The sequence below is a fragment of the Micromonospora sp. NBC_01638 genome, assembly GCF_045209745.1.
Classification (GTDB): Bacteria; Actinomycetota; Actinomycetes; order Mycobacteriales; family Micromonosporaceae; genus Micromonospora.
The window spans coordinates 231,396-254,969 of sequence record NZ_CP109273.1 but is presented as its reverse complement, the minus strand read 5'-3'; the positions used below and the strand labels follow the sequence as shown (position 1 = coordinate 254,969).

15 protein-coding genes are annotated in these 23,574 nt (G+C 70.8%); 6 read left to right on the top strand and 9 right to left on the bottom strand.

What is annotated here, in order from left to right:
* Positions 1-78 precede the first annotated feature (78 nt).
* Together OG811_RS01050 and pulA are read left to right on the top strand one after the other, a co-directional pair.
* The gene (locus OG811_RS01050; RefSeq protein ID WP_406071411.1) at positions 79-762 is read left to right on the top strand and encodes a cellulose binding domain-containing protein; all 684 of its coding nucleotides are present in this window, start codon (positions 79-81) and stop codon (positions 760-762) included.
* 121 nt (positions 763-883) lie between these two features.
* Positions 884-6,382: a pullulanase-type alpha-1,6-glucosidase gene (gene pulA / locus OG811_RS01045; RefSeq protein WP_406071409.1), complete on the top strand. Its 5,499-nt coding sequence runs from the start codon at positions 884-886 to the stop codon at positions 6,380-6,382.
* Between the two features lie 77 nt (positions 6,383-6,459).
* Here the strand turns inward: pulA and OG811_RS01040 are convergent, their stop codons facing one another.
* The 3 genes from OG811_RS01040 to OG811_RS01030 form a co-directional block, all read right to left on the bottom strand.
* Positions 6,460-8,370 (bottom strand): hypothetical protein, encoded by a 1,911-nt coding sequence (locus OG811_RS01040; protein ID WP_406071408.1) that lies wholly within the window; start codon positions 8,368-8,370, stop codon positions 6,460-6,462.
* A gap of 383 nt (positions 8,371-8,753) precedes the next feature.
* The gene (locus tag OG811_RS01035; protein ID WP_406071407.1) at positions 8,754-10,718 is read right to left on the bottom strand and encodes a hypothetical protein; all 1,965 of its coding nucleotides are present in this window, start codon (positions 10,716-10,718) and stop codon (positions 8,754-8,756) included.
* A gap of 292 nt (positions 10,719-11,010) precedes the next feature.
* Positions 11,011-12,492 (bottom strand): aminopeptidase P family protein, encoded by a 1,482-nt coding sequence (locus OG811_RS01030; RefSeq protein ID WP_406071406.1) that lies wholly within the window; start codon positions 12,490-12,492, stop codon positions 11,011-11,013.
* 110 nt (positions 12,493-12,602) lie between these two features.
* Here OG811_RS01030 and asnB point away from each other — a divergent pair, with 110 nt between their 5' ends.
* Positions 12,603-14,564 carry an asparagine synthase (glutamine-hydrolyzing) gene (gene asnB / locus OG811_RS01025; RefSeq protein WP_406071405.1) on the top strand — a complete coding sequence of 654 codons (1,962 nt, stop codon included), beginning with the start codon at positions 12,603-12,605 and terminating at the stop codon, positions 14,562-14,564.
* Between the two features lie 83 nt (positions 14,565-14,647).
* Here the strand turns inward: asnB and OG811_RS01020 are convergent, their stop codons facing one another.
* A complete protein-coding gene (locus OG811_RS01020; protein WP_406071404.1) occupies positions 14,648-15,787 on the bottom strand; it encodes a lytic polysaccharide monooxygenase in 1,140 nt (379 codons plus the stop codon).
* Positions 15,788-16,124: 337 nt separating this feature from the next.
* On the opposite strand from OG811_RS01020, the gene OG811_RS01015 reads away from it, so the two are divergent.
* Both OG811_RS01015 and OG811_RS01010 read left to right on the top strand, forming a co-directional pair.
* Positions 16,125-17,297: an XdhC family protein gene (locus tag OG811_RS01015; protein WP_406071403.1), complete on the top strand. Its 1,173-nt coding sequence runs from the start codon at positions 16,125-16,127 to the stop codon at positions 17,295-17,297.
* 119 nt (positions 17,298-17,416) lie between these two features.
* On the top strand, positions 17,417-18,352 hold the full coding sequence (locus OG811_RS01010; RefSeq protein ID WP_406071402.1) for a PfkB family carbohydrate kinase: 936 nt from the start codon (positions 17,417-17,419) through the stop codon (positions 18,350-18,352).
* 107 nt (positions 18,353-18,459) lie between these two features.
* On the opposite strand, the gene OG811_RS01005 is transcribed toward OG811_RS01010, so the two are convergent.
* Both OG811_RS01005 and OG811_RS01000 read right to left on the bottom strand, forming a co-directional pair.
* Positions 18,460-19,290, bottom strand: a complete 831-nt coding sequence (locus OG811_RS01005; RefSeq protein WP_406071400.1) for an MBL fold metallo-hydrolase — start codon at positions 19,288-19,290, stop codon at positions 18,460-18,462.
* Complete coding sequence (locus tag OG811_RS01000; protein WP_406071399.1) at positions 19,287-19,691, bottom strand: thioesterase family protein; 405 nt, start codon at positions 19,689-19,691, stop codon at positions 19,287-19,289. The genes OG811_RS01005 and OG811_RS01000 overlap by 4 nt, the downstream gene beginning before the upstream one ends.
* 137 nt (positions 19,692-19,828) lie before the next feature.
* Here OG811_RS01000 and OG811_RS00995 point away from each other — a divergent pair, with 137 nt between their 5' ends.
* Positions 19,829-20,914 (top strand): phosphatase PAP2 family protein, encoded by a 1,086-nt coding sequence (locus OG811_RS00995; protein WP_406071398.1) that lies wholly within the window; start codon positions 19,829-19,831, stop codon positions 20,912-20,914.
* A 141-nt stretch (positions 20,915-21,055) separates the two neighbouring features.
* Here the strand turns inward: OG811_RS00995 and OG811_RS00990 are convergent, their stop codons facing one another.
* The 3 genes from OG811_RS00990 to OG811_RS00980 are packed head-to-tail and all read right to left on the bottom strand — an operon-like array spanning position 21,056 to position 23,371.
* Positions 21,056-22,546, bottom strand: coding sequence for a PH domain-containing protein (locus OG811_RS00990; RefSeq protein WP_406071396.1), 1,491 nt, complete (start codon positions 22,544-22,546; stop codon positions 21,056-21,058).
* 43 nt (positions 22,547-22,589) lie between these two features.
* The gene (locus tag OG811_RS00985) at positions 22,590-23,084 is read right to left on the bottom strand and encodes a PH domain-containing protein (RefSeq protein WP_406075439.1); all 495 of its coding nucleotides are present in this window, start codon (positions 23,082-23,084) and stop codon (positions 22,590-22,592) included.
* Between the two features lie 56 nt (positions 23,085-23,140).
* Complete coding sequence (locus tag OG811_RS00980; protein ID WP_406071394.1) at positions 23,141-23,371, bottom strand: hypothetical protein; 231 nt, start codon at positions 23,369-23,371, stop codon at positions 23,141-23,143.
* Positions 23,372-23,574 lie beyond the last annotated feature (203 nt).

Genomic DNA, 23,574 nt, shown 5'->3' with positions numbered 1-23,574 from the left:
GGCGCGGATGCGCCGTCGGCGCTTCCCGGCCCGTCCGCCGGTCGATACGCTGCCCGGACGGTTCGCTGAGGGAGGTACATGTCCGGCATGCGTCGCGCCCCGCGACTGTCGAACGGTCCGGTCGCGATCGTGTCGTCGCCCTGGATCGTGGTGGGCGCTGGTGTCGTCGTGATGGTGGTCCTGCTCTTCGTGGCGTTGGGCGCGTACCGGGGGCGTAGTCCTGTGCCGGGTGGTGCGTCGTTGCCGCCGGCGTTGCCGCTGCCGTCGGTGGTGGCCGCGTCGAGCGCTCCGGGCCTGGCGTCGTCGTCGGCGCCGGTGCGGCCGGGGTTGTCCGTGCAGGCGAGCGGGCTGCCGCCGAGTGCGACGGCCGGTTCGGTGTCGCCGCCGGCCGGCCGGACGGGCGCGCCGACGGTGACGCGGTCGCCGAGCCGGGCTCCGCAGGGGCAGCCGCCGGTGAGTGGGCGGTACCGGGTGGTGCAGAGCTTCGACGGGGGTTTCATCGGCGAGGTGTTGATAATCAACTCGTCTGCCCAGAGCCGTGGTTGGACGGTGTGGTTGGAGTTTTCCGGTGGGCGGTTGGTGACCGCCTGGGTGGAGGGCGTGCCACAGGGGACGCTCCGGCAGACCGACGGTGGCTTCTCGTACGTCAGTGGGGTGGACGTGCAGCCCGGTGGTTCCGTGTCGTTGCGGTTCCACCTGGAACAGACCAGCGGTACGCCACGGGAGTGCACTGTCGACGGGGTGCGCTGCAGCGGGTTCTGAGCGGGACGACCACGGCGCTTCCGCAAGGAAGCTGCTTTGTTGCGACCAGGTTTGCAAGGTATTGCAGAATTTTTCGGCAACGGTTAGCGTGCGGCCAATCAGCGACCAGAGGAAGGCGTCGATGAAACCCCCGCCGATACCGCGCACCGCCCTGCTGGCCCTCGTCTCCCTGCTCACTCTCACGCTCGTCGGCACCCCGGTCGCCGTGCCGCCCGCCGCCGCCGCGGCCGCCCAGCCGTCCGGCAGTGCCTTCCTCGCCGTTGGCGGTGCGGCCCAGTGGCGCGCTGAGCCCACGGCCGAGGCGCTGCTGAAGGCGGGCGGCAACTCGGCGCGGGCCGAGCAGTTCTACTTCGTCCTCCCGGACCGGTTCGCCAACGGTGACCCCCGCAACGACCGTGGTGGCCTCGCCGGTGACCGGCTGGCCACCGGGCTCGACCCGACCGACAAGGGCTTCTACCACGGCGGCGACCTCAAGGGCGTCATCGACAAGTTGGACTACATCCAGGGGATGGGGACCACGGCCATCTGGCTCGCCCCGATCTTCAAGAATCGGCCGGTGCAGGGTGCCGGCAACGACATCTCGGCGGGCTACCACGGCTACTGGATCACCGACTTCACGCAGGTGGACCCGCACTTCGGCACGAACGAAGAGATGAAGAGGCTGGTCAAGCTCGCCCACCAGCGCGGCATCAAGATCTACCTCGATGTGATCGTCAACCACACCGCTGACGTCATCAAGTACGCCGAGAACACATATGCGTACGTGGACAAGGCGACCTCGCCGTACACCGACGCGCAGGGACGGGCCTTCGAGGACCGCAACTACGCCGACGGCAGCCGCGCCTTCCCGGCGGTGAATCAGGCGTCGGCGCCGTACACTCCGGTCTTTCCCGACCAGGGTGATGCCACTGTCAAGGTCCCGGCCTGGCTGAACGACGCCACCATGTACCACAACCGGGGCGACTCCACCTTCGCTGGCGAAAACAGCGAGTACGGCGACTTCTTCGGCCTCGACGACCTGTGGACCGAGCGCCCCGAGGTGGTCCAGGGGCTGACCAAAGCGTACGGGGACTGGATCGGCGCGATCGGCGTCGACGGTTTCCGGTTGGACACCGTGAAGCACGTCAACATGGACTTCTGGCCGCAGTTCAGCCAGGGGATCGAGCGGGCCGCCGAGAAGGCCGGCAAGAAGGACTTCTTCATGTTCGGCGAGGTGTACAGCGCCGACCCGGAAATCAGCTCCAGCTATGTCCGGCAGGGTGGCCTGCCGGCGACCCTCGACTTCGCCTTCCAGGAGGCCGCGCGCGGGTACACCGCCGGCGCCGGCTCGGCGAAGGCGCTCGCCGACGTGTACGCCCGCGACGACCTCTACGCCGCCCGGGACACCGACGCCGGCCGGCTGACCACCTTCCTCGGCAACCACGACATGGGCCGGATCGGTTCGTTCGTCGCCGGGGGTGGCACCGACCCGGCCAGCCATCTGCGCCGCGACCAGCTCGCGCACCAGCTGATGTTCCTGACTCGCGGCCAGCCGGTGATCTACTCCGGCGACGAGCAGGGCTTCACCGGCCCCGGCGGGGACAAGGACGCCCGGCAGGACATGTTCGCCTCGTCGGTCGCCGACTACCTCGACGACGACCTGCTCGGCACCGACCGCACCCACGCCAGCGACCAGTTCGACACCGGCCACCCGCTGTACCGGACCATCGCCGAGCTGGGCCGGCTGCGCCAGGCGCACCCGGCGCTGCGCGACGGCGTGCAGGTCACCCGGTACGCCGCCGACGGTCCGGGCGTCTTCGCCGCCTCCCGGATCGCCCCCGGCGACCGGACCGAATACGTGGTGGCGGTGAACAACGCCGACACGGCGCAGACTGTCACCGTGGACACCTGGTCTGCCGGCGCCACCTTCACCGGCATCTACGGGGGTGCGAGCACCGGACAGGCCGGTGCCGACGGCACGCTGACCCTGACCGTGCCGCCGCTGTCGGCGGTGGTGCACCGGGCCGGCACTCCCGTCGCACGCCCGACCGCCGCGCCGCGCATCACCATCACCGCCCCAGCGCCGGACGTGCCGGTCGCCACCAGGGCGGCGGTCACCGCCCAGGTGACCGGTGACCCGCTGGCCACCGTCACCGTCGCCGCCCGGGTCGCGGGTGGCCGGTGGACGTTGCTGGGCAGCGCCGACCACGCGCCGTACACCGTGCAGCACGACCTGACCGGCCTGGCCGGCGGCACCCGGGTCGAGTACAAGGCGGTGGTCCGCGACGGCCGGGGGCGTACCGCCACCGCCCGGTCCACCGCCATCGTGGGCACGCCGGCGCAGGGCACGTCGCGGGAGTGGGCGGTCGTGCACTACCAGCGCCCCGCCGGTGGGTACGACGACTGGGGGTTGTACGCCTGGGGTGACATCGACCCGGCGTACGTCACCGAGTGGCCCAAGGGGCAGCCGTTCGCCGGAGAGGACTCCTACGGCCGGTTCGCCTGGGTGAGACTCAAGCCCGGCGCGACGTCGGTGAGCTTCCTCGTGGTCGACTCCGACGGCAACAAGGACGTCGCCCAGGACCGCAGCATCGACATCACGTCCACCGGCGAGATCTGGCTCAAGCAGGGCGACCCGGCGATCCACCCGAGCAGGCAGGCGGCCACCGGTGAGCCGGCCCCGCCGGTCGAGGAGGGCACCGCCGTGATCCACTACCGGCGGGCCGACGGCAACTACGACCGCTGGGGCCTGCACCTGTGGGACGGCGCAGCCAACCCGACCGAGTGGTCCGCGCCGTTGCGGCCGACGTCCGTCGACGCGTTCGGGGCGGTGTTCCGGGTGCCGCTGGCGGCCGGCGCGACCGGGCTGAACTACATCATTCACCAGGGCGACACCAAGGACCTGCCCGACGACCAGCGGCTCGACTTTGCCAGCGCGGGCCGCGAGGTGTGGCTGCTCGCCGCCACACCGGGCCGGTTACTGCCGTCGACAGCCACCAGCGCCAGCGGGGACACCGACATCAGCAAGCAGAAGGCGCACTGGATCGACCGGTCCACCGTGGCGTGGCAGACCCCACCGACCGACGGCAGGACGTACGCGCTGGTCGCCGCACCCACCGGCGGCGTCAGCGTGGTCGACGGGGAGCTGACCGGCACGTACACCACGTTGCCGCTGCGGGCGCAGCGCAACGGGCTCACCGAGGCCCAGCGCATCGCGTTCCCGCACCTGTGGTCGTACCGTAGCTTCGCCCTGGACCGGGCGGATCTCGCCAAGGTCCCGGCGGCGCTGCGGGGGCAGGTGCTGGTCACCGAGCGCGACGCGGCGGGCGCCCTGCTCGCGGCGACCGGCGTGCAGATCCCCGGCGTGCTCGACGACGTGTACGCGCGGGCCGCCGACGCCACCCTCGGGCCGACGTTCGCGGGCCGGACGCCGAGCGTCGCGCTGTGGGCGCCGACCGCCCGGACGGTGACGCTGCAACTGTTCGACTCGCCCACCGCCCCGCCGAGGGCGGTGCCGATGCGTCGCGACGAGCACACCGGCATCTGGTCGGCGCGCGGCAACCACACCTGGACCGGGAAGTACTACCGGTACGAGGTGCAGGCATGGCAGCCGGCGGCGCAGAAGATGGTCACCGCGTCGGTGACCGACCCGTACTCGGTGGCCCTCGCCGCGGACTCCACGCACAGCCAGTTGGTCGACCTGGACGACGCGGCGCTGGCCCCGGCGGGTTGGCGGACGCTGCGCAAACCGGCGCCGGTGCCGGCGGCGAAGGCGCAGATCTCCGAACTGTCGGTGCGGGACTTCTCCATCGCCGACGACACCGTGCCGGCCGAGCGGCGGGGCACGTTCCTCGCCTTCAGCGACCCGAAGTCCGCCGGCATGACCCACCTCGCGGCGCTCGGCGACGCCGGTGTCACCCACCTGCACCTACTGCCGGCGTTCGACTTCGCGACGATCCCGGAGAAGCGCGCCGACCAGCGTCAGCCGGCCTGCGACCTGGCGGCGCTCCCGCCGGACTCGCCGGAGCAGCAGAAGTGCGTGGCCGCCGTCGCCGAGAACGACGGCTACAACTGGGGGTACGACCCGTTGCACTACACCGTGCCGGAGGGCGGCTACGCCGTCGACCCGGTGGGCGCGGCGCGGACCACCGAATTCCGGCGGATGGTCGCCGGGGTGAACGACGCCGGCCTGCGGGTGGTCATGGACGTGGTCTACAACCACACGTCGGCGGCCGGCACCGACGCTAAGTCGGTGCTCGACCAGGTGGTGCCCGGCTACTACCAACGGCTGCTGGAGGATGGCACGGTCGCTAACTCCACCTGCTGCGCCAACACCGCGCCGGAGCACGCCATGATGGGCAAACTTGTCGTGGACTCGCTGGTCACCTGGGCCAAGCAGTACAAGGTGGACGGCTTCCGGTTCGACCTGATGGGTCACCACCCGAAGGCGAACATCCTGGCCGTGCGGAAGGCACTGGACCGGCTGACCGTCGCCCGCGACGGCGTGGACGGCAAGGCGATCATGCTCTACGGCGAGGGCTGGAACTTCGGCGAGGTCGCCAACGACGCCCGGTTCGTGCAGGCCACCCAGGCCAACATGGCGGGCACCGGCATCGGCACGTTCAACGACCGGCTCCGTGACGCGGTACGCGGCGGTGGACCGTTCGACACGAACCCGCGGATGCAGGGTTTCGCCTCCGGGCTCTACACCGACCCCAACGGCGACGCCGTCAACGGGTCACCGGCCGAGCAGAAGGCTCGGCTGTTGCACGCCCACGACCTGATCAAGGTGGGTCTGACCGGCAACCTGCGCGGATACCGGTTCACCGACACCGCCGGACGGCAGGTCACCGGGGCGCAGGTGGACTACAACGGCTCCCCGGCCGGCTACACCGCCGCGCCGGGGGAGGCCGTCACCTACGCCGACGCGCACGACAACGAGATCCTGTACGACGCGCTGGCGTACAAACTGCCGCAGGCCACCACAACGGCGGACCGTTCCCGGATGCAGGTGCTGGCGCTGGGCACGGTGGTGCTGGGACAGGGCACCGGGTTCGTCACCGCCGGCACCGAACGGCTGCGGTCGAAGTCGCTGGACCGCAACTCGTACAACTCCGGTGACTGGTTCAACCAGATCCGCTGGGACTGCGCGCAGGGCAACGGGTTCGGCGCCGGGCTGCCGCCGGCGCAGGACAACGAGGACAAGTGGTCGTACGCGAAGCCGCTGCTGGCCGATCCGAAGTTGGTGCCGGACTGCGCCGCGATCAACCTGGCCGACGCCCGGTACGCGGAGCTGCTGCGGATCCGGGAGTCCTCGCCGGTGTTCGGGCTGGCCACCGCCGGCCAGGTGCAGCAGCGGGTCGCCTTCCCGCTCTCCGGCGAGAACGAGACGCCGGGCGTGCTCACCATGACCCTGGACGGCCGGGGGCTGGACGGGAAGTGGAAGTCGGTGACCGTCGTCTTCAACGCCACCCCTGAGGCCGCGAAGCAGACGGTGACCGGCCTGCGCGGGGCGAACGTGGCGCTGCACCCGGTGCTGCGGGAGTCCGCCGACCCGGTGCTGCGGACGGCCTCGTTCGACCAGGCGAGCGGCACGTTCACCGTGCCGGCGCGCAGCGTGGCGGTCTTCGTCCAGAGCTGATCCCACGACAATCCGGCCCTCTGCCACCTCGGTGGCAGAGGGCCGGACGCTGCGCGGATCCGTTCGCTGACCGTCGGTCAGTTGAAGCAGTCCTTGACGGTGCCGGCGCAGTTGGTGGGGTCGTTGTTGGTGATGGTCGACTTTTCGTCGAGGCGGACTTTGCCGTCGTTGTTGAGGATGCCGCCGGCGACTCGGTGGGTCTTGGAGGAGTCGGTGGCGGTGTTCTTGGTGACTCGGGTCTTGGTCAGGGTGACTGTGCCCTTGTTGTTGAAGATGCCGCCGCCGTTGAGGGCGGTGTTGGCCTTGATCTCGGTGTCTCGCAGGGTGAGGCGGGCGTTGTCGTCCTTGTTGTCCTTGTCGTCGTGCTCCTCGAAGCCTTCCTTGAGCTTGACGTCGGGGTCGCCGTTGAAGATGCCGCCGCCGAAGCGTCCGGCGGTGTTCTCGACGATCTCGCTGTCGGCGATGGTGGCGGTGGCCTCCTGCTCCTTCTGTTCGTTCTTGTCGCCGCTGTAGGACGGGGCTTCCTTCTTCTTTTCTTCACCGCCGGTGTTGACGATGCCGCCGCCGTCCTTGCTGGCGTGGTTCTTGGCGACGGTGACCTTCTCGAGGTCGAGGTTGGTGTTGCGGGAGTAGATGCCGCCGCCGCTTTCGCAGGCGGTGTTCTCCTTGATGGTCGACAGGACGATCTTGACGAAGCCGCTGGAGCTGAACACGCCGCCGCCGTTGCCGTTGGCGGTGTTGCCCTCGATGGAGGTCTTGAGGATCTCCACGCTGCCGGCCTCGTCGCGGCCCTCCACGCCTGGCCAGTAGTCCTTGTTCTTTTCCATGTCCTTGCCGTGTTCGGTGTTCTTGCCACGGCCGTTGGCGATGCCGCCGCCGTTGTCGCCGGCGGTGTTGTTGGTGATACGGGACTCGCGATCCCGCTCGTGGGAGGACTCGTTCTTGCCGTCGGAGTACCCGCCCTGGCCGTGGGAGGACCAGTCCTTGCCGTCGGAGGACCCCTTGACCTTGAGTACGCCGACGTTGAAGATGCCGCCGCCGTTCTCCCGGGCGTGGTTGTTCTCGACCTCGCTGTCGTCGAGGTCGACCCGGCCGAAGTTGGCGATGGCGCCGCCGTTGCCTTCGGCGTTGTTGCGGGTCAGTTCGACCTTCTGCAGGTGGGCGCTGCCGCCGCGCTCGACCAGCAGCGCACCGCCGTCCGCGTCGCCGTCCTTCTTCTTCGGCGGCGTGGGCTTCTCCGGGGCCGCCTGAGGAGCGTCGGCAGCCTGCGGACCGCCGGGAACGGGAACCTGCGGACCGCCGGGAACCTGCGGACCGCCGGGAACCTGCGGACCGCCAGGAACCTGCGGACCGCCGGGGCCCTGTGGACCACCGGGGCCCTGCGGCGCGCCGTACTTGAACTCGGCGGCGTTGCCGTCCTTGACGGTGAGGTCCTTCAGGGTCAGGTCGCCGCCGTCGGCGACCCGGAAGATCCGGAACGCGTCCTCGGAGTCCCGCCTGATCGTCGCGTCGTTGCCCTTGATCGTGATCTCCTGCCGGATCGTCGGCAGACCCGTGCCGGACTTCTTGTCGGCGAAGCTCAACTCGTAGGTGCAGTGCGGGGCCAGCTTCAACGTGCCGCCCTGATCCCGGTTGGCCAGATCGATCGCCTCGATCAGCTTCTCATCGTCACAAGGCACCTCCCGCACCCGCCCGTGCTCATCCCGGTCCTCGCCACGCTCATCCCGATCCTTGCCACGCTCGTCCCGGTCCTTGCCACGCTCGTCCCGGTCCTTACCGTCGTCCTTTGTGAGCTGCTGAGCCGTGGACCACTTCAGGTCGGTCAACCGGTGGGCACCGGTGGCCCCGGTGGTCGCATAGGCGACCCCTGCGAGGCTGACCGCTCCTGTGAGGCCCACAACCCCGGTGGCGAGCCAGAGCCGGCGACGACGGATCGGGGAGGTCGTCTTACGGTTGGCGTCATCGTTATTGCGAAGGTAGTTGGACATCGGAGCTCTCTGCCCTCTCCTTGTACCCGACAAGGTCGCTTCGCCACGGCGAGGCGGCCTTCGCTACAAATCGGTTGTAGCTGCTGAAGAACACCATATGAGAACCTTCTTCGCCTCGTGGGCGTATACGAAAAAAGCCCACATTAGGTATGTGGGCGGTGCAGCCGACAACACGGCGGACGGCCGTGCAACAGAGGCGTCAGGTGTGGCGAAGAGCGTCGCGGAGGGCGGAAAGTGCCCGGTCACTTCCTACGGCCGCCCGGCCCCTCCGGCGGCACGCATTCCTGACTCGCGACGCACCACAACCCGGTGGGCGACGGGGGGAGGGGAGTCCCTTTCCGCCGCGCGGCGGCGGAAAGGGACTCCCACGGTCATGCGCTGGTTCAGTTGAAGCAGTAGTCCTTGACGGTGCCGGCGCAGTTGGTGGGGTCGTTGTTGGTGATGGTCGACTTTTCGTCGAGGCGGACTTTGCCGTCGTTGTTGAGGATGCCGCCGGCGACTCGGTGGGTCTTGGAGGAGTCGGTGGCGGTGTTCTTGGTGACTCGGGTCTTGGTCAGGGTGACTGTGCCCTTGTTGTTGAAGATGCCGCCGCCGTTGAGGGCGGTGTTGGCCTTGATCTCGGTGTCTCGCAGGGTGAGGCGGGCGTTGTCGTCCTTGTTGTCCTTGTCGTCGTGCTCCTCGAAGCCTTCCTTGAGCTTGACGTCGGGGTCGCCGTTGAAGATGCCGCCGCCGAAGCGTCCGGCGGTGTTCTCGACGATCTCGCTGTCGGCGATGGTGGCGGTGGCCTCCTGCTCCTTCTGTTCGTTCTTGTCGCCGCTGTAGGACGGGGCTTCCTTCTTCTTTTCTTCACCGCCGGTGTTGACGATGCCGCCGCCGTCCTTGCTGGCGTGGTTCTTGGCGACGGTGACCTTCTCGAGGTCGAGGTTGGTGTTGCGGGAGTAGATGCCGCCGCCGCTTTCGCAGGCGGTGTTCTCCTTGATGGTCGACAGGACGATCTTGACGAAGCCGCTGGAGCTGAACACGCCGCCGCCGTTGCCGTTGGCGGTGTTGCCCTCGATGGAGGTCTTGAGGATCTCCACGCTGCCGGCCTCGTCGCGGCCCTCCACGCCTGGCCAGTAGTCCTTGTTCTTTTCCATGTCCTTGCCGTGTTCGGTGTTCTTGCCACGGCCGTTGGCGATGCCGCCGCCGTTGTCGCCGGCGGTGTTGTTGGTGATACGGGACTCGCGATCCCGCTCGTGGGAGGACTCGTTCTTGCCGTCGGAGTACCCGCCCTGGCCGTGGGAGGACCAGTCCTTGCCGTCGGAGGACCCCTTGACCTTGAGTACGCCGACGTTGAAGATGCCGCCGCCGTTCTCCCGGGCGTGGTTGTTCTCGACCTCGCTGTCGTCGAGGTCGACCCGGCCGAAGTTGGCGATGGCGCCGCCGTTGCCTTCGGCGTTGTTGCGGGTCAGTTCGACCTTCTGCAGGTGGGCGCTGCCGCCGCGCTCGACCAGCAGCGCACCGCCGTCCGCGTCGCCGTCCTTCTTCTTCGGCGGCGTGGGCTTCTCCGGGGCCGCCTGAGGAGCGTCGGCAGCCTGCGGACCGCCGGGAACGGGAACCTGCGGACCGCCGGGAACCTGCGGACCGCCGGGAACCTGCGGACCGCCAGGAACCTGCGGACCGCCGGGGCCCTGTGGACCACCGGGGCCCTGCGGCGCGCCGTACTTGAACTCGGCGGCGTTGCCGTCCTTGACGGTGAGGTCCTTCAGGGTCAGGTCGCCGCCGTCGGCGACCCGGAAGATCCGGAACGCGTCCTCGGAGTCCCGCCTGATCGTCGCGTCGTTGCCCTTGATCGTGATCTCCTGCCGGATCGTCGGCAGACCCGTGCCGGACTTCTTGTCGGCGAAGCTCAACTCGTAGGTGCAGTGCGGGGCCAGCTTCAACGTGCCGCCCTGATCCCGGTTGGCCAGATCGATCGCCTCGATCAGCTTCTCATCGTCACAAGGCACCTCCCGCACCCGCCCGTGCTCATCCCGGTCCTCGCCACGCTCATCCCGATCCTTGCCACGCTCGTCCCGGTCCTTGCCACGCTCGTCCCGGTCCCTGCCACGCTCATCCCGGTCCTTACCGTCGTCCTGGCCTTCGGCCGGGCCGGCATCGCTGACGTTCTGCTTCGGCGCCGCCTGCGAGTCGCTGGCCCGCTGTGCGTCGTCGGACTTGTTGTCACGGGCAGCCAGCCCGCCCAGTGCCGCCAGACCGACGACGCCGGTCAGGCCGGCCACGCCGGTGGCGACCCACAGCTTGCGTCGCCTAGTCGACGGCGCGGCCGCTGGGGCCCCGCCGTCGGGAGTCGTTACGTCGTTGGACATCAGAGCCTTCCGCCCTTTCCTGCTACCAGACGGGCTCGTACCACCTGAGCGGCACGAGCAGCTACAAATGGGTTGCAGCCTGTTATCCACACCGTATGAGAAGGATCCTCGCGAGGCGGACGTATCCGAAAAAAGCCCGCATTCACCTCACGTTGGTCGGGTGGGTGCACCGGGGCGCAGGCGTGAAGAAAGGCCCTGGGCAGCGCAAACAGCGGCGGGCCCCGCCACCGGTGTCAGGACGACGGAAAACGTCGCCGGCACCGGGGGCGGGGCCCGCCGGGGTCGTACCGGGTTAGCCGGGCAGGCGCGGACCCGCCTCGCGCTGCTCGGCCAGCCAGGTCTCCACCTCGTCGGAGCGGCGCGGCAGGCCGGCCGAGAGGTTCACCGCGCCGGCCGCGGTGACCAGGATGTCGTCCTCGATCCGCACGCCGGTGCCGCGCAGCTCCTCGGGGACCAGCTCGTCCTCCGGCTGGAAGTACAGCCCCGGCTCGACGGTCAGCACATAGCCCTCGCCGAGCGCGCCGTCGCGGTAGTGCTCCTTGCGGGCGTTGGCGCAGTCGTGCACGTCGATGCCGAGCATGTGGCTGGTGCCGTGCAGCGTCCACCGGCGGTAGACCGTCGAGGCCGGGTCCATCGCCTCGTCCACGCTCACCGGAAGCAGCCCGAGGTCCTTGAGCGCCTCGGCGAGGACCCGCATGGCGGTCAGGTGGACGTCCTTGAACGCCACGCCGGGCTTGATGATGTCGATGCCGGCCTGCTGCGCGGCGTACACGGCGTCGTAGACCTGGCGCTGCAATGGGGTGAACCGGCCGTCGACCGGCAGCACCCGGGTGACGTCGGCGGTGTAGAGGTTGCGGTTCTCCACGCCCATGTCCATCAGCAGCAGCTCACCCGGGCGGGTTGCGCCGTGGTTGTGCACCCAGTGCAGGATCGTGGCGTGCTCGCCGCCGCCGACGATCGAGCCGTACCCGACGTCGTTGCCATCGTGCCGGGCGCGCAGCGCGAAGATCCCCTCCAGCAGCCGCTCGGAGACCCCGCGGTCGGCCGGCAGCGCGCGGGCCACGTCCTCGAAACCGCGCACGGTCGCGTCCACGGCATCCTGGAGCTGGGCGATCTCCCACTCGTCCTTGACCAGCTTCAGCTCGGAGATCGCGATGGCCAGCTCACGGTCGCGGGCTGGCTGGCCGTCGGCGCGGGGACCGTCCCAGGGCCGCACGGCCGCGTCCACCTGGGCGTCGAAACCGCGCAACACCCGGGTACGCCCCGGCGCCAGCCCAGCGAGGGCCGCGTCCAGTTCGGTGAGGTCCGCGGTCGGCAGGCCCAGCTCGGTCGACTTCTCGGCCAGGGTGTGCCGCCGGCCCACCCACAGCTCCCCGTTCCGGCTGCGGAAGAACTCGTCCGTCTCGCGGGACGACCGGGGCCGCATGTACAGCGTGGCGTCGTGCCCGGAGCCGTTCGGGCGCAGCACGAGCACGCTGTCCGGGTCGTGGTCGCCGGTCAGGTACGCGAAGTCGCTGCCCGGGCGGAACGGGTGGTCGGTGTCGTTGGCGCGTACCTTCTCGGTGCCGGTCGGGACGACCAGCGTCTCGCCCGGGAAGGCCGCCGAGAGCGCGGCCCGGCGCTTGGCGTGGTTGGGCACCTCCGGGCGCGGGCCGACCGGCAGGGCGGTGTTCCGCCAGCCCTGGCGCATGAACTCCAGGAACGCCGGTGGGAAGTCCGGGTCGTGCGATTCGGTGCCGTCCCCCGGCATTCCGTTCGTCCGGTCCTCGGTCATGGTCCGCTCCCTCCGCCTCGTTGCTGGTCCAGACGCTACCCGCCGGGTCGTCGGCGGGAGAGCCTGCGGTGCCGCGACGGCCGCCCTGCGCGCGTGGAAAGATGACCACCATGTGCGGACTTCTGGCCTTCTTCAGCGCGAACGGTAACGCCGCCGCGCACCGCGACCACATCGCCGGAGCGTTGGAATGCCTGCACCATCGCGGCCCCGACGAGACCGGGGTCGAGGTGGTCGGCGACGCCTCCGGCCGGTACGCGGACGGCGTGTTCGCCCACAAGCGGCTGGCCATCATCGACGTCGCGTCGAGCCACGAGCCGCTGCCCTACGCGAACGGCCGTTACCTGCTCACCTTCAACGGTGAGATCTACAACTACATCGAGCTGCGCGAGGAGTTGATCAGAAACTTCGGCGCCCAGTTCGCCACCGCCGGTGACGGTGAGGTGATCGTCGCGGGCTACCACTTCTGGGGCGAGCAGGTGCTCACCCGGCTGCGGGGCATGTTCGCCTTTGTCATCTGGGACCGGCAGGAGCGGCGCGCGTTCGGTGCCCGCGACTACTTCGGCATCAAGCCGTTGCACTACCTGGAGACCGCCGACGGGCTCTACCTGGCGTCGGAGAAGAAGGCGCTGCTGCCGTTCGCGCACAGCAACTACCAGGGCGACGCGGGCGTCGACACGGCCAACCTCAGCCACTACCTGACCCTGCAGTACGTCCCCGAGCCCGGCACCCTGCACAAGGGCATCAGCCGGATCGGCTCCGGGGAGTACCTGAACTGGACCCCGGGCGGGCGGATCGACGTGCGTCGGTGGTACCGGCCGGTGTTCCGGCCGGCGCCGGTCGACGACGAGCAGAAGCTCTACCACGAGATCCGGGAGACGCTGCGGGAGAGCGTGCGCATGCACATGCGCTCCGACGTGCCGGTCGGTTCGTTCCTGTCCAGCGGCATCGACTCCACGGCCGTGGTCGCGCTGGCCCGGGAGTTCAACCCGAACATCCTCACCTTCACCGTCGGCTATGACGTACCGGGGTACTCGGAGATCGACGTCGCCCAGGAGTCGGCCCGGCACCTGGACGTCACCACCATCCCGACCAAGATCGGTCCGCAGGACATGATCGACGCGCTGCCCAAGATCGTCTGGCACCTGGACGACCCGGTGGCCGACCCGGCGCTGGTGCCGCTCTACTTCGTGGCCAAGAAGGCCGCCGAGCACGTCACGGTGGTGCTGTCCGGTGAGGGCGCCGACGAGTTCTTCGGCGGCTACACCATCTACCGGGAGCCGCTGTCGCTGGGCACCGTCAACGGCCTGCCCGGCGGGGTGCAGAAGGGGCTGCGCGCGGTTTCCAAGGCGATCCCGCAGGGGGTCAAGGGCAAGAGCTTCCTGGAGCGCGGCACCACCCCGATCGAGGAGCGTTACTACGGCAACGCCCGGATGTTCACCGAGGAGGAGAAGCAGCAGCTGATGCGCCGCTACGACCCCTCGGTGCGCTACACGGACGTCACCGCCCCGATCTACGCCGAGTGCACGGAGCTGGACGACGTCACCAAGATGCAGTACGTCGACCTCTACACCTGGCTGCGCGGCGACATCCTGGTCAAGGCCGACCGGATCTCGATGTCGCACTCGTTGGAGGTGCGGGTGCCGTTCCTCGACCGTGAGGTCTTCGACGTCGCGGCGAAGATCCCGGTCGACCTGAAGCTGCCGCCGCGCTCCGACGCCACCAAGTACGCGATGCGCCAGGCGTTGCAGGGCGTCGTGCCGCCGGCCATCGTCAACCGCAAGAAGCTGGGCTTCCCGACCCCCACCCGGGTCTGGCTGCGCGGCGAGATGTACGAGTGGGCCCGGCACGTGCTGAGCACCTCGGGTGCGGGTGACCTGCTCGACCTGTCGTACGCGCTGCGGCTGCTCGACGAGCACAAGCGGGAGGAGGCCGACCACTCCCGCAAGGTGTGGACGGTGCTGATCTTCTGCATCTGGCACGCCATCTTCGTGGCCAAGACCCTCGACCCGGGCATCCAGCGCAACCAGTCCGCTCTGCTCACGAAGCCGGTTGTCGGCTCCATGGTCCGCTGACCGCGGCCCCACCCTGTTGATCAAGAGGTTTGCGTCATCCGGAGCGGTTCCGGTGACGCAAACCTCTTGATCATTTCAGGGGCCTAGCGGCGGGCGCAGGTCACCGTGGGGATGCCGTTGGTTCCTGTGGTGCTTGCCAGGAAGCCGAAGGTCGTGGTGCCTTCTGGTGCGACCGTGCCGTTGTAGGAGACGTTGGTCGCCGTCACCGACGAGCCGGACGACGTCTGTGTGGCGCTCCAGATCTGACTGATCGACTGCCCGCTGGGCCACGTCCAGCTCGCGGTCCAGCCGGAGAAGGGCGTACTGCCGTGGTTCATGATCGTGATCTCGCCCTGGAAGCCACCCTGCCAGGCGTTGGTCACCTTGTAGACCGCCATGCAGTCGCCGTTGGCCGGCGGCGGCGTGGTCGCCGGCGGGGTGGTGGGGGGCGGGGTGGTCGGCGGCGGAGTGGTCGGCGGCGGAGTGGTGGGGGGCGGAGTGGTGGGGGGCGGGGTGGTCGGCGGCGGCGTGCCACCCGGACCCACTCCGGTCACCTGGCCGTTGCCGCCGTCGAAGGTCACGTCGGAACAGCCGAAGAAGTTCTCCTGCGAATCCGAGCGCACCCAGCGGGAGTAGATGATGTGCTGGCCGCTCTTGCCCGACGGCAGGTTGCCGCTGAAGTAGTAGTGCCCATCGTTGGTGCCGACGCTACCGCGCTGCGGCGGGTTGGTCACCGTGAGGAACGGCTGCTCCTCCAGGTCACCCCAGGCCAGCGCCCGGTTCGGGCTCCAGCTGTTCTTCGTCACATAGAAGTAGAAGGTGCCTGGGTGGTGCGCCCAGTTGCTGTACCGGAAGTCCAACCGCGCCCCGGCCGTCAGGTGGGTCAACGGCCAGTCGGTGCGGGGCAGGTCGTAGCCGCGGTAACCGGGGTTGCCGCCACTGCACAACTGCCCGTCCGGGATGAAGCCAGTGGTCCGGCCGCCGGCGTCGGAGCGCAGCACGCTGAACCAGTTGTAGAGCGAGTTCGCCCCACTCTGCGCCACGGCGGCGGAGCACGCCGGGTTGTTCGGCCTGATCTCACCGGTCTGGCTGAGACCGTCCTGCCAGCACAGGTAGGTACGGCTGCCCGGGGTCATCGCCGCGCCGTGCGCGGCGGCTGGCTGCGGATTGGGCGTCAGGGCGACAGCGCCCAGCGCGAGGGTCACGGCGGCGATGAGCAACGCCGCCGTACGGGAACGGTTCACGGGTTCTCCTGACGTGTGCGAGGCGCGCTGCCCGAGCCGCCCCGCCGCAAGCGGATGGGATGTGGCCTGATCGCCCCGCTGTCGTGAGCGGTGCGACGATCACGGCGACGTGCCCCCGGAGGAAAACCGGCCGGTGGACGTGCGCCATCGACGGTCCTGTCCTGGACCGGTGCCCTCGCGCCCAACGAACCCGGCAACCAGCGGCGCGGCAGCCCTCGCACCACCTGGTACGCGTCATCCCACCACGCCGCGCGGTCATACCGCAATAGTCGTTTTTCGATGAATGAGATGACCCGCCGATCGCCGTGAGACGCCATATCCTGCGTACGGGGACGACGTGACGGAGAGGCTGCACCCGGTGCCGGACGTGTTCGACGAGCTGCACCGCCGTTGCCGCGCCGGCGAGCCGGTCGCTCTGGCCACCGTCGTGGCCACCTGGCACTCCGCGCCGCAGCCGCCCGGCGCCACCATGGTGGTCGCGGCCGACGGCACCGTCACCGGCAGCGTCTCCGGCGGCTGCGTCGAGGCGGATCTCTACGAACGGGCCCGCCGCGTGCTCGACACCGGCGCACCCGAGCTGACCCGCTACGGGATCAGCGACGACGAGGCGTACACCGTGGGCCTGACCTGCGGCGGGATCCTCGACGTGTTCGTGGAGCGCGTCGACGCCAGCGCCCTGCCGGAGCTGGACGCGGTCGCCGCCGCGCGCCGGGGCGGCCAACCGGCGGCAGTGGTCACCTGCGTGGCGGCCGATGCCGACGACCCACCGGGCGCGGCGCCGAGCGACCCGGCCCGGCGGCTGGGTCGGCGGCTGGTGCTGACCGGCGACCGGCCGATCGGCTCGCTCGGCGACGACCGACTCGACGACGCCGCCTGCGCCGACGCCCTCGGGCTGCTCGCCGCCGGGCACAGCGGCGTGCTGCGGTACGGCTACCACGGGCAGCGCCGAGGCGGCGGCATCAGCCTCTTCGTGACCGCGTACGCCACGCCACCCCGGATGATCGTGTTCGGCGCGATCGATTTCGCCGCCGCGGTGGCCCGCATCGGCGCGTTCCTCGGCTACCGGGTCACGGTCTGCGACGCCCGGCCGGTCTTCGCCACCGCGCGTCGCTTTCCCGAGGCGGACGAGGTGGTGGTGCGGTGGCCGCACCGCTACCTGCGTACGGAGCTGGACGCCGATCGGGTCGACGGACGGACGGTGGTGTGCGTGCTCACCCACGACCCGAAGTTCGACGTGCCGTTGCTGGAGCTGGCGCTGCGCCACCCGCTGGCGTATATCGGTGCGATGGGCTCGCGGCGCACCCACGACGAGCGGCACAAGCTGTTGCGCGAGGCGGGGCTGAGCCCGGCGCAGCTTGCCCGGCTCGCCTCCCCGATCGGGTTGGACCTCGGCGGGCGTACCCCGGAGGAGACCGCGGTGAGTGTGGCCGCGCAGATCGTCGCGGCCCGCTGGGGCGGCACCGGCCGCCCGCTGGCGGCGCTCGACGGGCCGATCCACCAGCCGGGGTAGCGCGCACCGTTGCACCGCCTTCGGCGCCCACCGGGCCGCGCACTGTGCCAGCCTGATGCCACGGCGATCGGCTCGGCGTGCGGCGGCCGGTGGCGGTTGGCGACGACGGGAGGATCGGCATGGGATACGCGGTGGTGCTCGGCGAGGCGCTGGTCGACCTGCTCGACAGCGAGTGCGACGGCGAGCGGGTCTACCGGCAGACGATCGGCGGCGGGCCGCTCAACGTCGCCGTCGGGGTGGCCCGCCTCGGCGGTGCGGCACAGTTCGTCGGGTCGCTCGGCGACGACGTGCTGGGCGGCCGGATTCGTGCCTTCCTGACCGCGGCCGACGTCGGGGTGGCCGGTGCGGTCACGGTGCCGGCGCCGACCACGCTCGCGGTGGTCACGTACGCCGGGCCGGAACCCGACTTCCGCTTCTACGGCGAGCCGGCCTCCTACGGCCTGCTCGGCCCCGACGACCTGGATCTCGCGCTGCTGGAGGGCGCCGACGTGGTCTACTGCGGCTCGATCGTGCTGCTCCAACCCGGCACGCTGGCCGCCGCCCGACGTGCCTGGTCGCTCGCCACCGGCCTGCGGGTCTTCGATCCCAACGTGCGTCCCCGGCTGCTGAACGGGCCGGCCGCGCTGGACGGGCTGCGTGGGGTGGTGGCCGAGTTCGCCGCCGGCGCGCACGTGGTCAAGCTGAGCGCCGTCGACGCCGGGCTGCTCTACCCGGGTGAACCGGTCGAGGGGGTGGCGGCGTACCTGCGTGAGTTGGGGGCCGCCACGGTGGTGGTGACGCTCGGCGCCGCCGGTGCGGTGCTGGCCGCCGCCGACGCCGACCCGGTCCGGGTGCCGGCCCCCAAGGTCAACGCCATCGACGCCACCGGTGCCGGCGACGCGGTGCTGGCCGCGTTGATCGCCGACCTGCTGCAGGGCGGCGAGCCGGGCTCTCCGGACGGCTGGGTCGAGCGGGTGGCGTTCGCGCTGCGGGTGGCGGGCCTGGTCTGCGAGTCCCGAGGCGGCGCCACCGCCATGCCCGCCCGCGCCGACGTCCAACGCCGTTTCGGGGCTTGACTGGTGCCGCGCCTCCCGCGTTGATCTTGCACTTTCGGTCGGCATTTCGCCCGCCTTTGCCGCCTTTGCCGCGACAGTAAGTGCAGATCGGCGCGGCGAGGGCGAGGTTAGGGGTTGCCGTTTAGCTCTTTGTAGCCGCGGCGGGCAGCGATCAGGGCGGCGCGAGCACCGAAGGGGGCCTCGGCGGCCACCCTCTCGGGCGGCGCGCTGCCGGTGTGCGCGGCCCGAATCAGCCAGGCCAGCTGCGCCAGCTCGGCGTGCTGGGCGCGGACGAAATCGACGTCCACCGGGTCACCGTGGCCCGGCACCACCACCGTGCGCGCGGTCGTCAACCGGAGCAGGTCCGCGACGGCGTCCGGCCACTGCAGGGGGTACGAGTCCTCGAAGGCGGGCGGACCACTCTGCTCCACCAGATCCCCGGCGACCAACACGTCGGCGTCCGGCACGTGCACCACCAGGTCAGCCTCGGTGTGCCCCCGCCCCGGATGGCGCAGCAGCACCCGCCGGCCGCCCAGGTCGAGCGCCGTCTCGGTGTGCACGGTGTGCGTCGGGGCGAGCAGCGGGGTGTCGGCCAGCTCGGCGGCGAGCGCCGGGTGCTCCGTGCGCACCTCCTCGTACGCCTCCCGGCGCAGCCGCTCCGGCTCGTCGCGCAGGGCCGCGGCGGCCAGCTCGTGCGCGTACACCGGGCGGGGTGGGTCGCCCGCCAGAACGGCGTTGCCGAAGCAGTGGTCGTAGTGGTGGTGGGTGTTGACCAGCGTCAACGGACGGTCGGTGACCGTCCGGACGGCCGCGGCCAGTTCGGTGGCCTGAGCGGCCGACGAGAGCGTGTCCACCAGGAGCGCCTCGTCGTCGCCGACGACCAGGGTGACGTTGACCCGCAGCAGCGGCTCGCGCCTCACGTGCACCCGGTCGGCGACCTCGACAAAACCGGCGTTCACGACGCCCGCCCGGCACGCTCGACGAAGCGTTGCCGGTTCACCAGGATCCGGTCCACCCGGCCCCGGGCCACCGTCTGGTCGCCGTCGCTGACCGTGACCTCGAACGACAGCCGGCGACCGTCGACGGTCGCCAGCAGGGCCTGCGCCCGGACCGTCCGGCCGACCACGGTCGGCGCCAGGTGCTCCAGCTCGACCCGGGTCCCGACGGTCGTCGACCCGGACGGCATCCCGGTCGCCGTCGCCGCGACGGTGGCCGCCTCGGCCAGCGCGAGCACCCGAGGAGTGCCCAGCACCGGTACGTCCCCGGAACCGACCGCCTGGGCGGTGTCCTCGTCGGTGACGGTCAACTCGACCTGGGCGGTCAGACCCGGCGCGAAGGCCGGCTCGGGCTGCTCCTGCATGGTCGTCAGCCTAGGTGCTTGCCGAGCCCGCCGAGCACGCGCCCGAGGATCCCGGCACCGGCCCCCTCCGACCTGTGCACGGCGTCGCCGGGTGGTCCCCGTCGGTCGATGCCGTACCCGTCGTTAACCTTGACCCGATGGCCGTCGTGACTGACCCCCAGCCCCCCGCCCGCACCGACCCGCCCGCGTCCCCGGACGGGGGTCGTCGGCGCGTCGTCGCCATGACCCTCTGGGCGGTCGCGTTCGTCGCCGCGTGGCTGGCCATCGGGCTGCCGACCGACCCCATGTACGCCTTCGTCTGGATCTGGGCCGCGACCATCGCCTGGAACAGCGACCGGCCCTGGCGCAGTCACCTGCGCTTCGTCCGGGACTGGGTACCGGTGGTGCTGCTGTTCGTCCTCTACAACCTGTCACGCGGGTTCGCCGACAACGGGGCCACCCCGCACGCGATGGAGTTGATCGTCGCCGACCGGTTCATGTTCGGCTGGGCCACCGGTGGTGAGGTGCCCACCGTCTGGTTGCAGCAGCACCTCTACCACCCGCAGGTGCACTGGTGGGACGTCGCGGCGAGCTGGGTGTACTTCTCGCATTTCGTGGTGGCACTGGCCGCCGCCGCAGTGCTCTGGATACGCGACCGGCACCGTTGGGCCGCGTACATGCGGCGCTGGGGTTTCCTCTGCGCCGCCGGCCTGGTCACCTACTTCATCTACCCGGCCGCCCCGCCCTGGTGGGCAGCGCAGAACGGGCTGCTCACCGAGGTCGCCCGGATCTCCACTCGGGGCTGGAAGGCGTTCGGCATGCACGGCGCCGGCAACGTGCTCAACGCCGGCCAGATCGCCTCCAACCCGGTCGCCGCGATGCCGTCGCTGCACACCGCGTGGGCGCTGTTCGTGGTTCTGTTCTTCCTGACCAGCACCCGCCGCCGCTGGTGGCCGCTGCTGCTCGCGTACCCGCTGGCGATGACCTTCACTTTGGTCTACTCGGGTGAGCACTACGTGATCGACGTGCTGGTCGGCTGGGCGTACGTGGGGCTGACCTTCCTGGCGGTCGGCCTGGCCGAGCGCGGCTGGGCCGCGGTGAAGGCCCGCCGTGCGGCGTCCGCCGGAAAACCACCGGGGCAGATCACCGCCGCCGTCAGCACCGCCGAACCATCGGCCGCTGAGCGGCCGGCACCACGCGGACCAAGCTCCATCGACCAGCCAGCAATGCCCGCCGACCGCTAACCCCCCCACCCCACCCCCCGCGCGTTGATCATGAAGTTATTGCCCCGACACGCCGGTCGGGAGGGCAATAACTTCATGATCAACGCGGGGGTGCGCGGGGGCGCGGGGGTGCGGGGGTGCGCGGGGCCGGGTGGGGGTGGGTTAGGGGGTGCGGCGGGCGGCGTGCGCTCGGGTGTTCAGCTCGGCCGCCAACGCCCACGCCTCGGCCAGGTCCCGGTCCTGGGCCGTGGCACCGGACCCGCCCGCGGTGTCCGCGTGCACGGAGGCCAGCCCGAGGCGGCGCTGGACCGGCCCCTGAACCACCCGCACACTCTGAATGCGGGCGTACGGCACGATCACCAACTGCCGGGTGAGCCGCCCGGACCGGGTGGCGAACACCCGCTCGAACAGCCCCGCACCGAACGCGCCACGGCCCAGCGGATGCAGCCAACGGGTCCGGTGCGGCGGTGGGCTCAGCGCGAGCGCGTCGAGGCGTACCCCCGAAAGCACCTCGGCGACGATCATCGTCGCTGTCGGCAGGTCACCGACCGGCAGTAGGCGGTCGGGGCGGTTGCGGTCGTCGGCCTCCGCGACGGAGTACCCGGCCACCTCCAGGCGCAGCCGCAGCCAGCCGTTCACCCGCCAGAGCAGCGGCCAGGTGGCCCGCACGGTCTGCACCCGCTCCAGCGGCACGGTCTGCGCCCGCGTCTCCAGCAGGCCGTTGTGCACCCGCAGCGTGCCGCCGTCGCGGGCCAGCCGGAAGTTCCAGTCGTCGAGGACCCGGCGGATCGGTTGCAGCAGCACACCGGCCATCGCGGTCACCGTGCTCGCCACCGCGACGAACGACCACGACTCCGCGGTGAGGAACTGCACCACGACGAAGGCCAGACCGAACGGGAGCAGGAACGCCTGCGGTGTGAGCAGTTGGCTGATCAGCAGGCTCTGATTGCGTACCGCGTGCAGTGGTCGACCGGCCCCAGCCGTTGGCGCCGCCGCCCCCGGGACTGCCGCCGGCGCCGCGCCGCCCGGTGTGGGCGCCTGCGCCACCCGCCCGGCCAGCGCCAGCAGACGCCCGCGCAGCAGGGCCGCGTCGGCCACCCCGAGGTACGCCAGTGGCGCCTCGGTCTTGCCCCCGCCGACGACCTCCAGGCGCAGCTCGGCCAGGCCGGTGAGCTGGGCGAGCAGCGGCCGGACCACCTCCACGGCCTGCAATCGCTCCAACGGAATGGCCCGGGTACGCCGCCAGAGCAGCCCCTCGTAGACCCGCAGTTCGCGGCCGACCACGTGGTAGCCGGTGTTGTACCAACTGATCACCGACAGCACGGTCGCGCCGAGCGCCAGCACCGCAACCATGGCCGCGAACCAGCCGAAGCCCACCCGGGACAACGTGGACCAGGACAACCCGGCGATCACCACGACCAGTGACTTGGCGCCGTGCAGCACCGGGCTGAGCGGATGCAGTCGCTGCCGGGGCTCGCCCTCGCCACCGTTCGACGGTGCCGGCCACGGAGCGGGCGCCCCCGGCGGCCCCGGAGCGTGGGGCCCCGAAGCGTGGGGCACCGGAGCGTGGGGCACCGGGCCGGCGGCTGGCACCGGCTCGTCGGGCGTCGGGCCGAGTGGCACGGTGCCCGGCTCGGCGGGGCTGTCGCTCATCGGGCCGGCCCCTGGCACGGTCGGCGGTCGCCCGCCCGGGTGGTCACAGCCCCTCCGCCCGGTCCTCGCCGAGCGCGGTGAGGCGGTCGCGGAGCCGGGACGCCTCCGCCGGGCGCAGCCCGGGCACCCGGGCGTCGCTCGCGGCAGCCGCCGTGTGCAACTGCACGGTGGCCAGGTCGAAGGCACGCTCCAACGGCCCGGCGCTGACGTCGACGAACTGCATCCGCGAATACGGAACGATGGAGAGCCGGCGGACCAGCAGCCCGTGCCGGACCAGCAGGTCGTTCTCCCTCTCGGCGTAACCCCAGGCCCGGACCGCGCGGACGATCGCGGCGGCCCGCCACACGCCGAGCACCAGAACGAAGGCGAGGGCGAGCCCGAACAGCCAGTGGCCGCTCAACGCCCAGACGACCGCCGTCACCGCCAGCCCGATGGCGACCACGACCGCCAGCCGGATCAGCTCCACCCAGATCAGGTCGGAGGAGATCGGCTGCCAGTGGACGCTGTCCGGCCAGGGCTCCAGCGGCCCCCGGCCCATCGGTGCAGCCGCCGAGATGGCATCGGGTCCGGGAGGCGGTGGGACGCCGGGGGTGCTCACGTGTCGAGCGTAGGCGATCCGGGCACCGGAGTGACGGCACGCAGGAAGCCGCGAGCGCTCAGGAAGTCACCGAGGCTGCTCCGGTGCTCGGCGCAGGCCAGCCAGGTCTTGCGCCGATCGGCGTCGTGCAGACGCGGATTGTTCCACTCCAGCGCCCAGACGGCGGCGGCCCGGCAACTCCGGGCCGAACAGACCAGGGCCTCGTCGGCGGGGGAGGGGATGCTCATCCCGGCCAGTGTAGGGCGGCGGGACGGAGAGGTTGAGCGCCGGGCGACCACGGGGGGAGTCGCCCGGCGACGGGGTGAATCGTACACGCGACGGGCCGGTCCGTGCACACCCGCGATGCGCAATTCGGCTGCTCCGGACGGCGCGGCGAAAATCGGCTTCTCCCCACCTCGGCACTCAGCAAGGCGTGCGAGTCTTGATACCG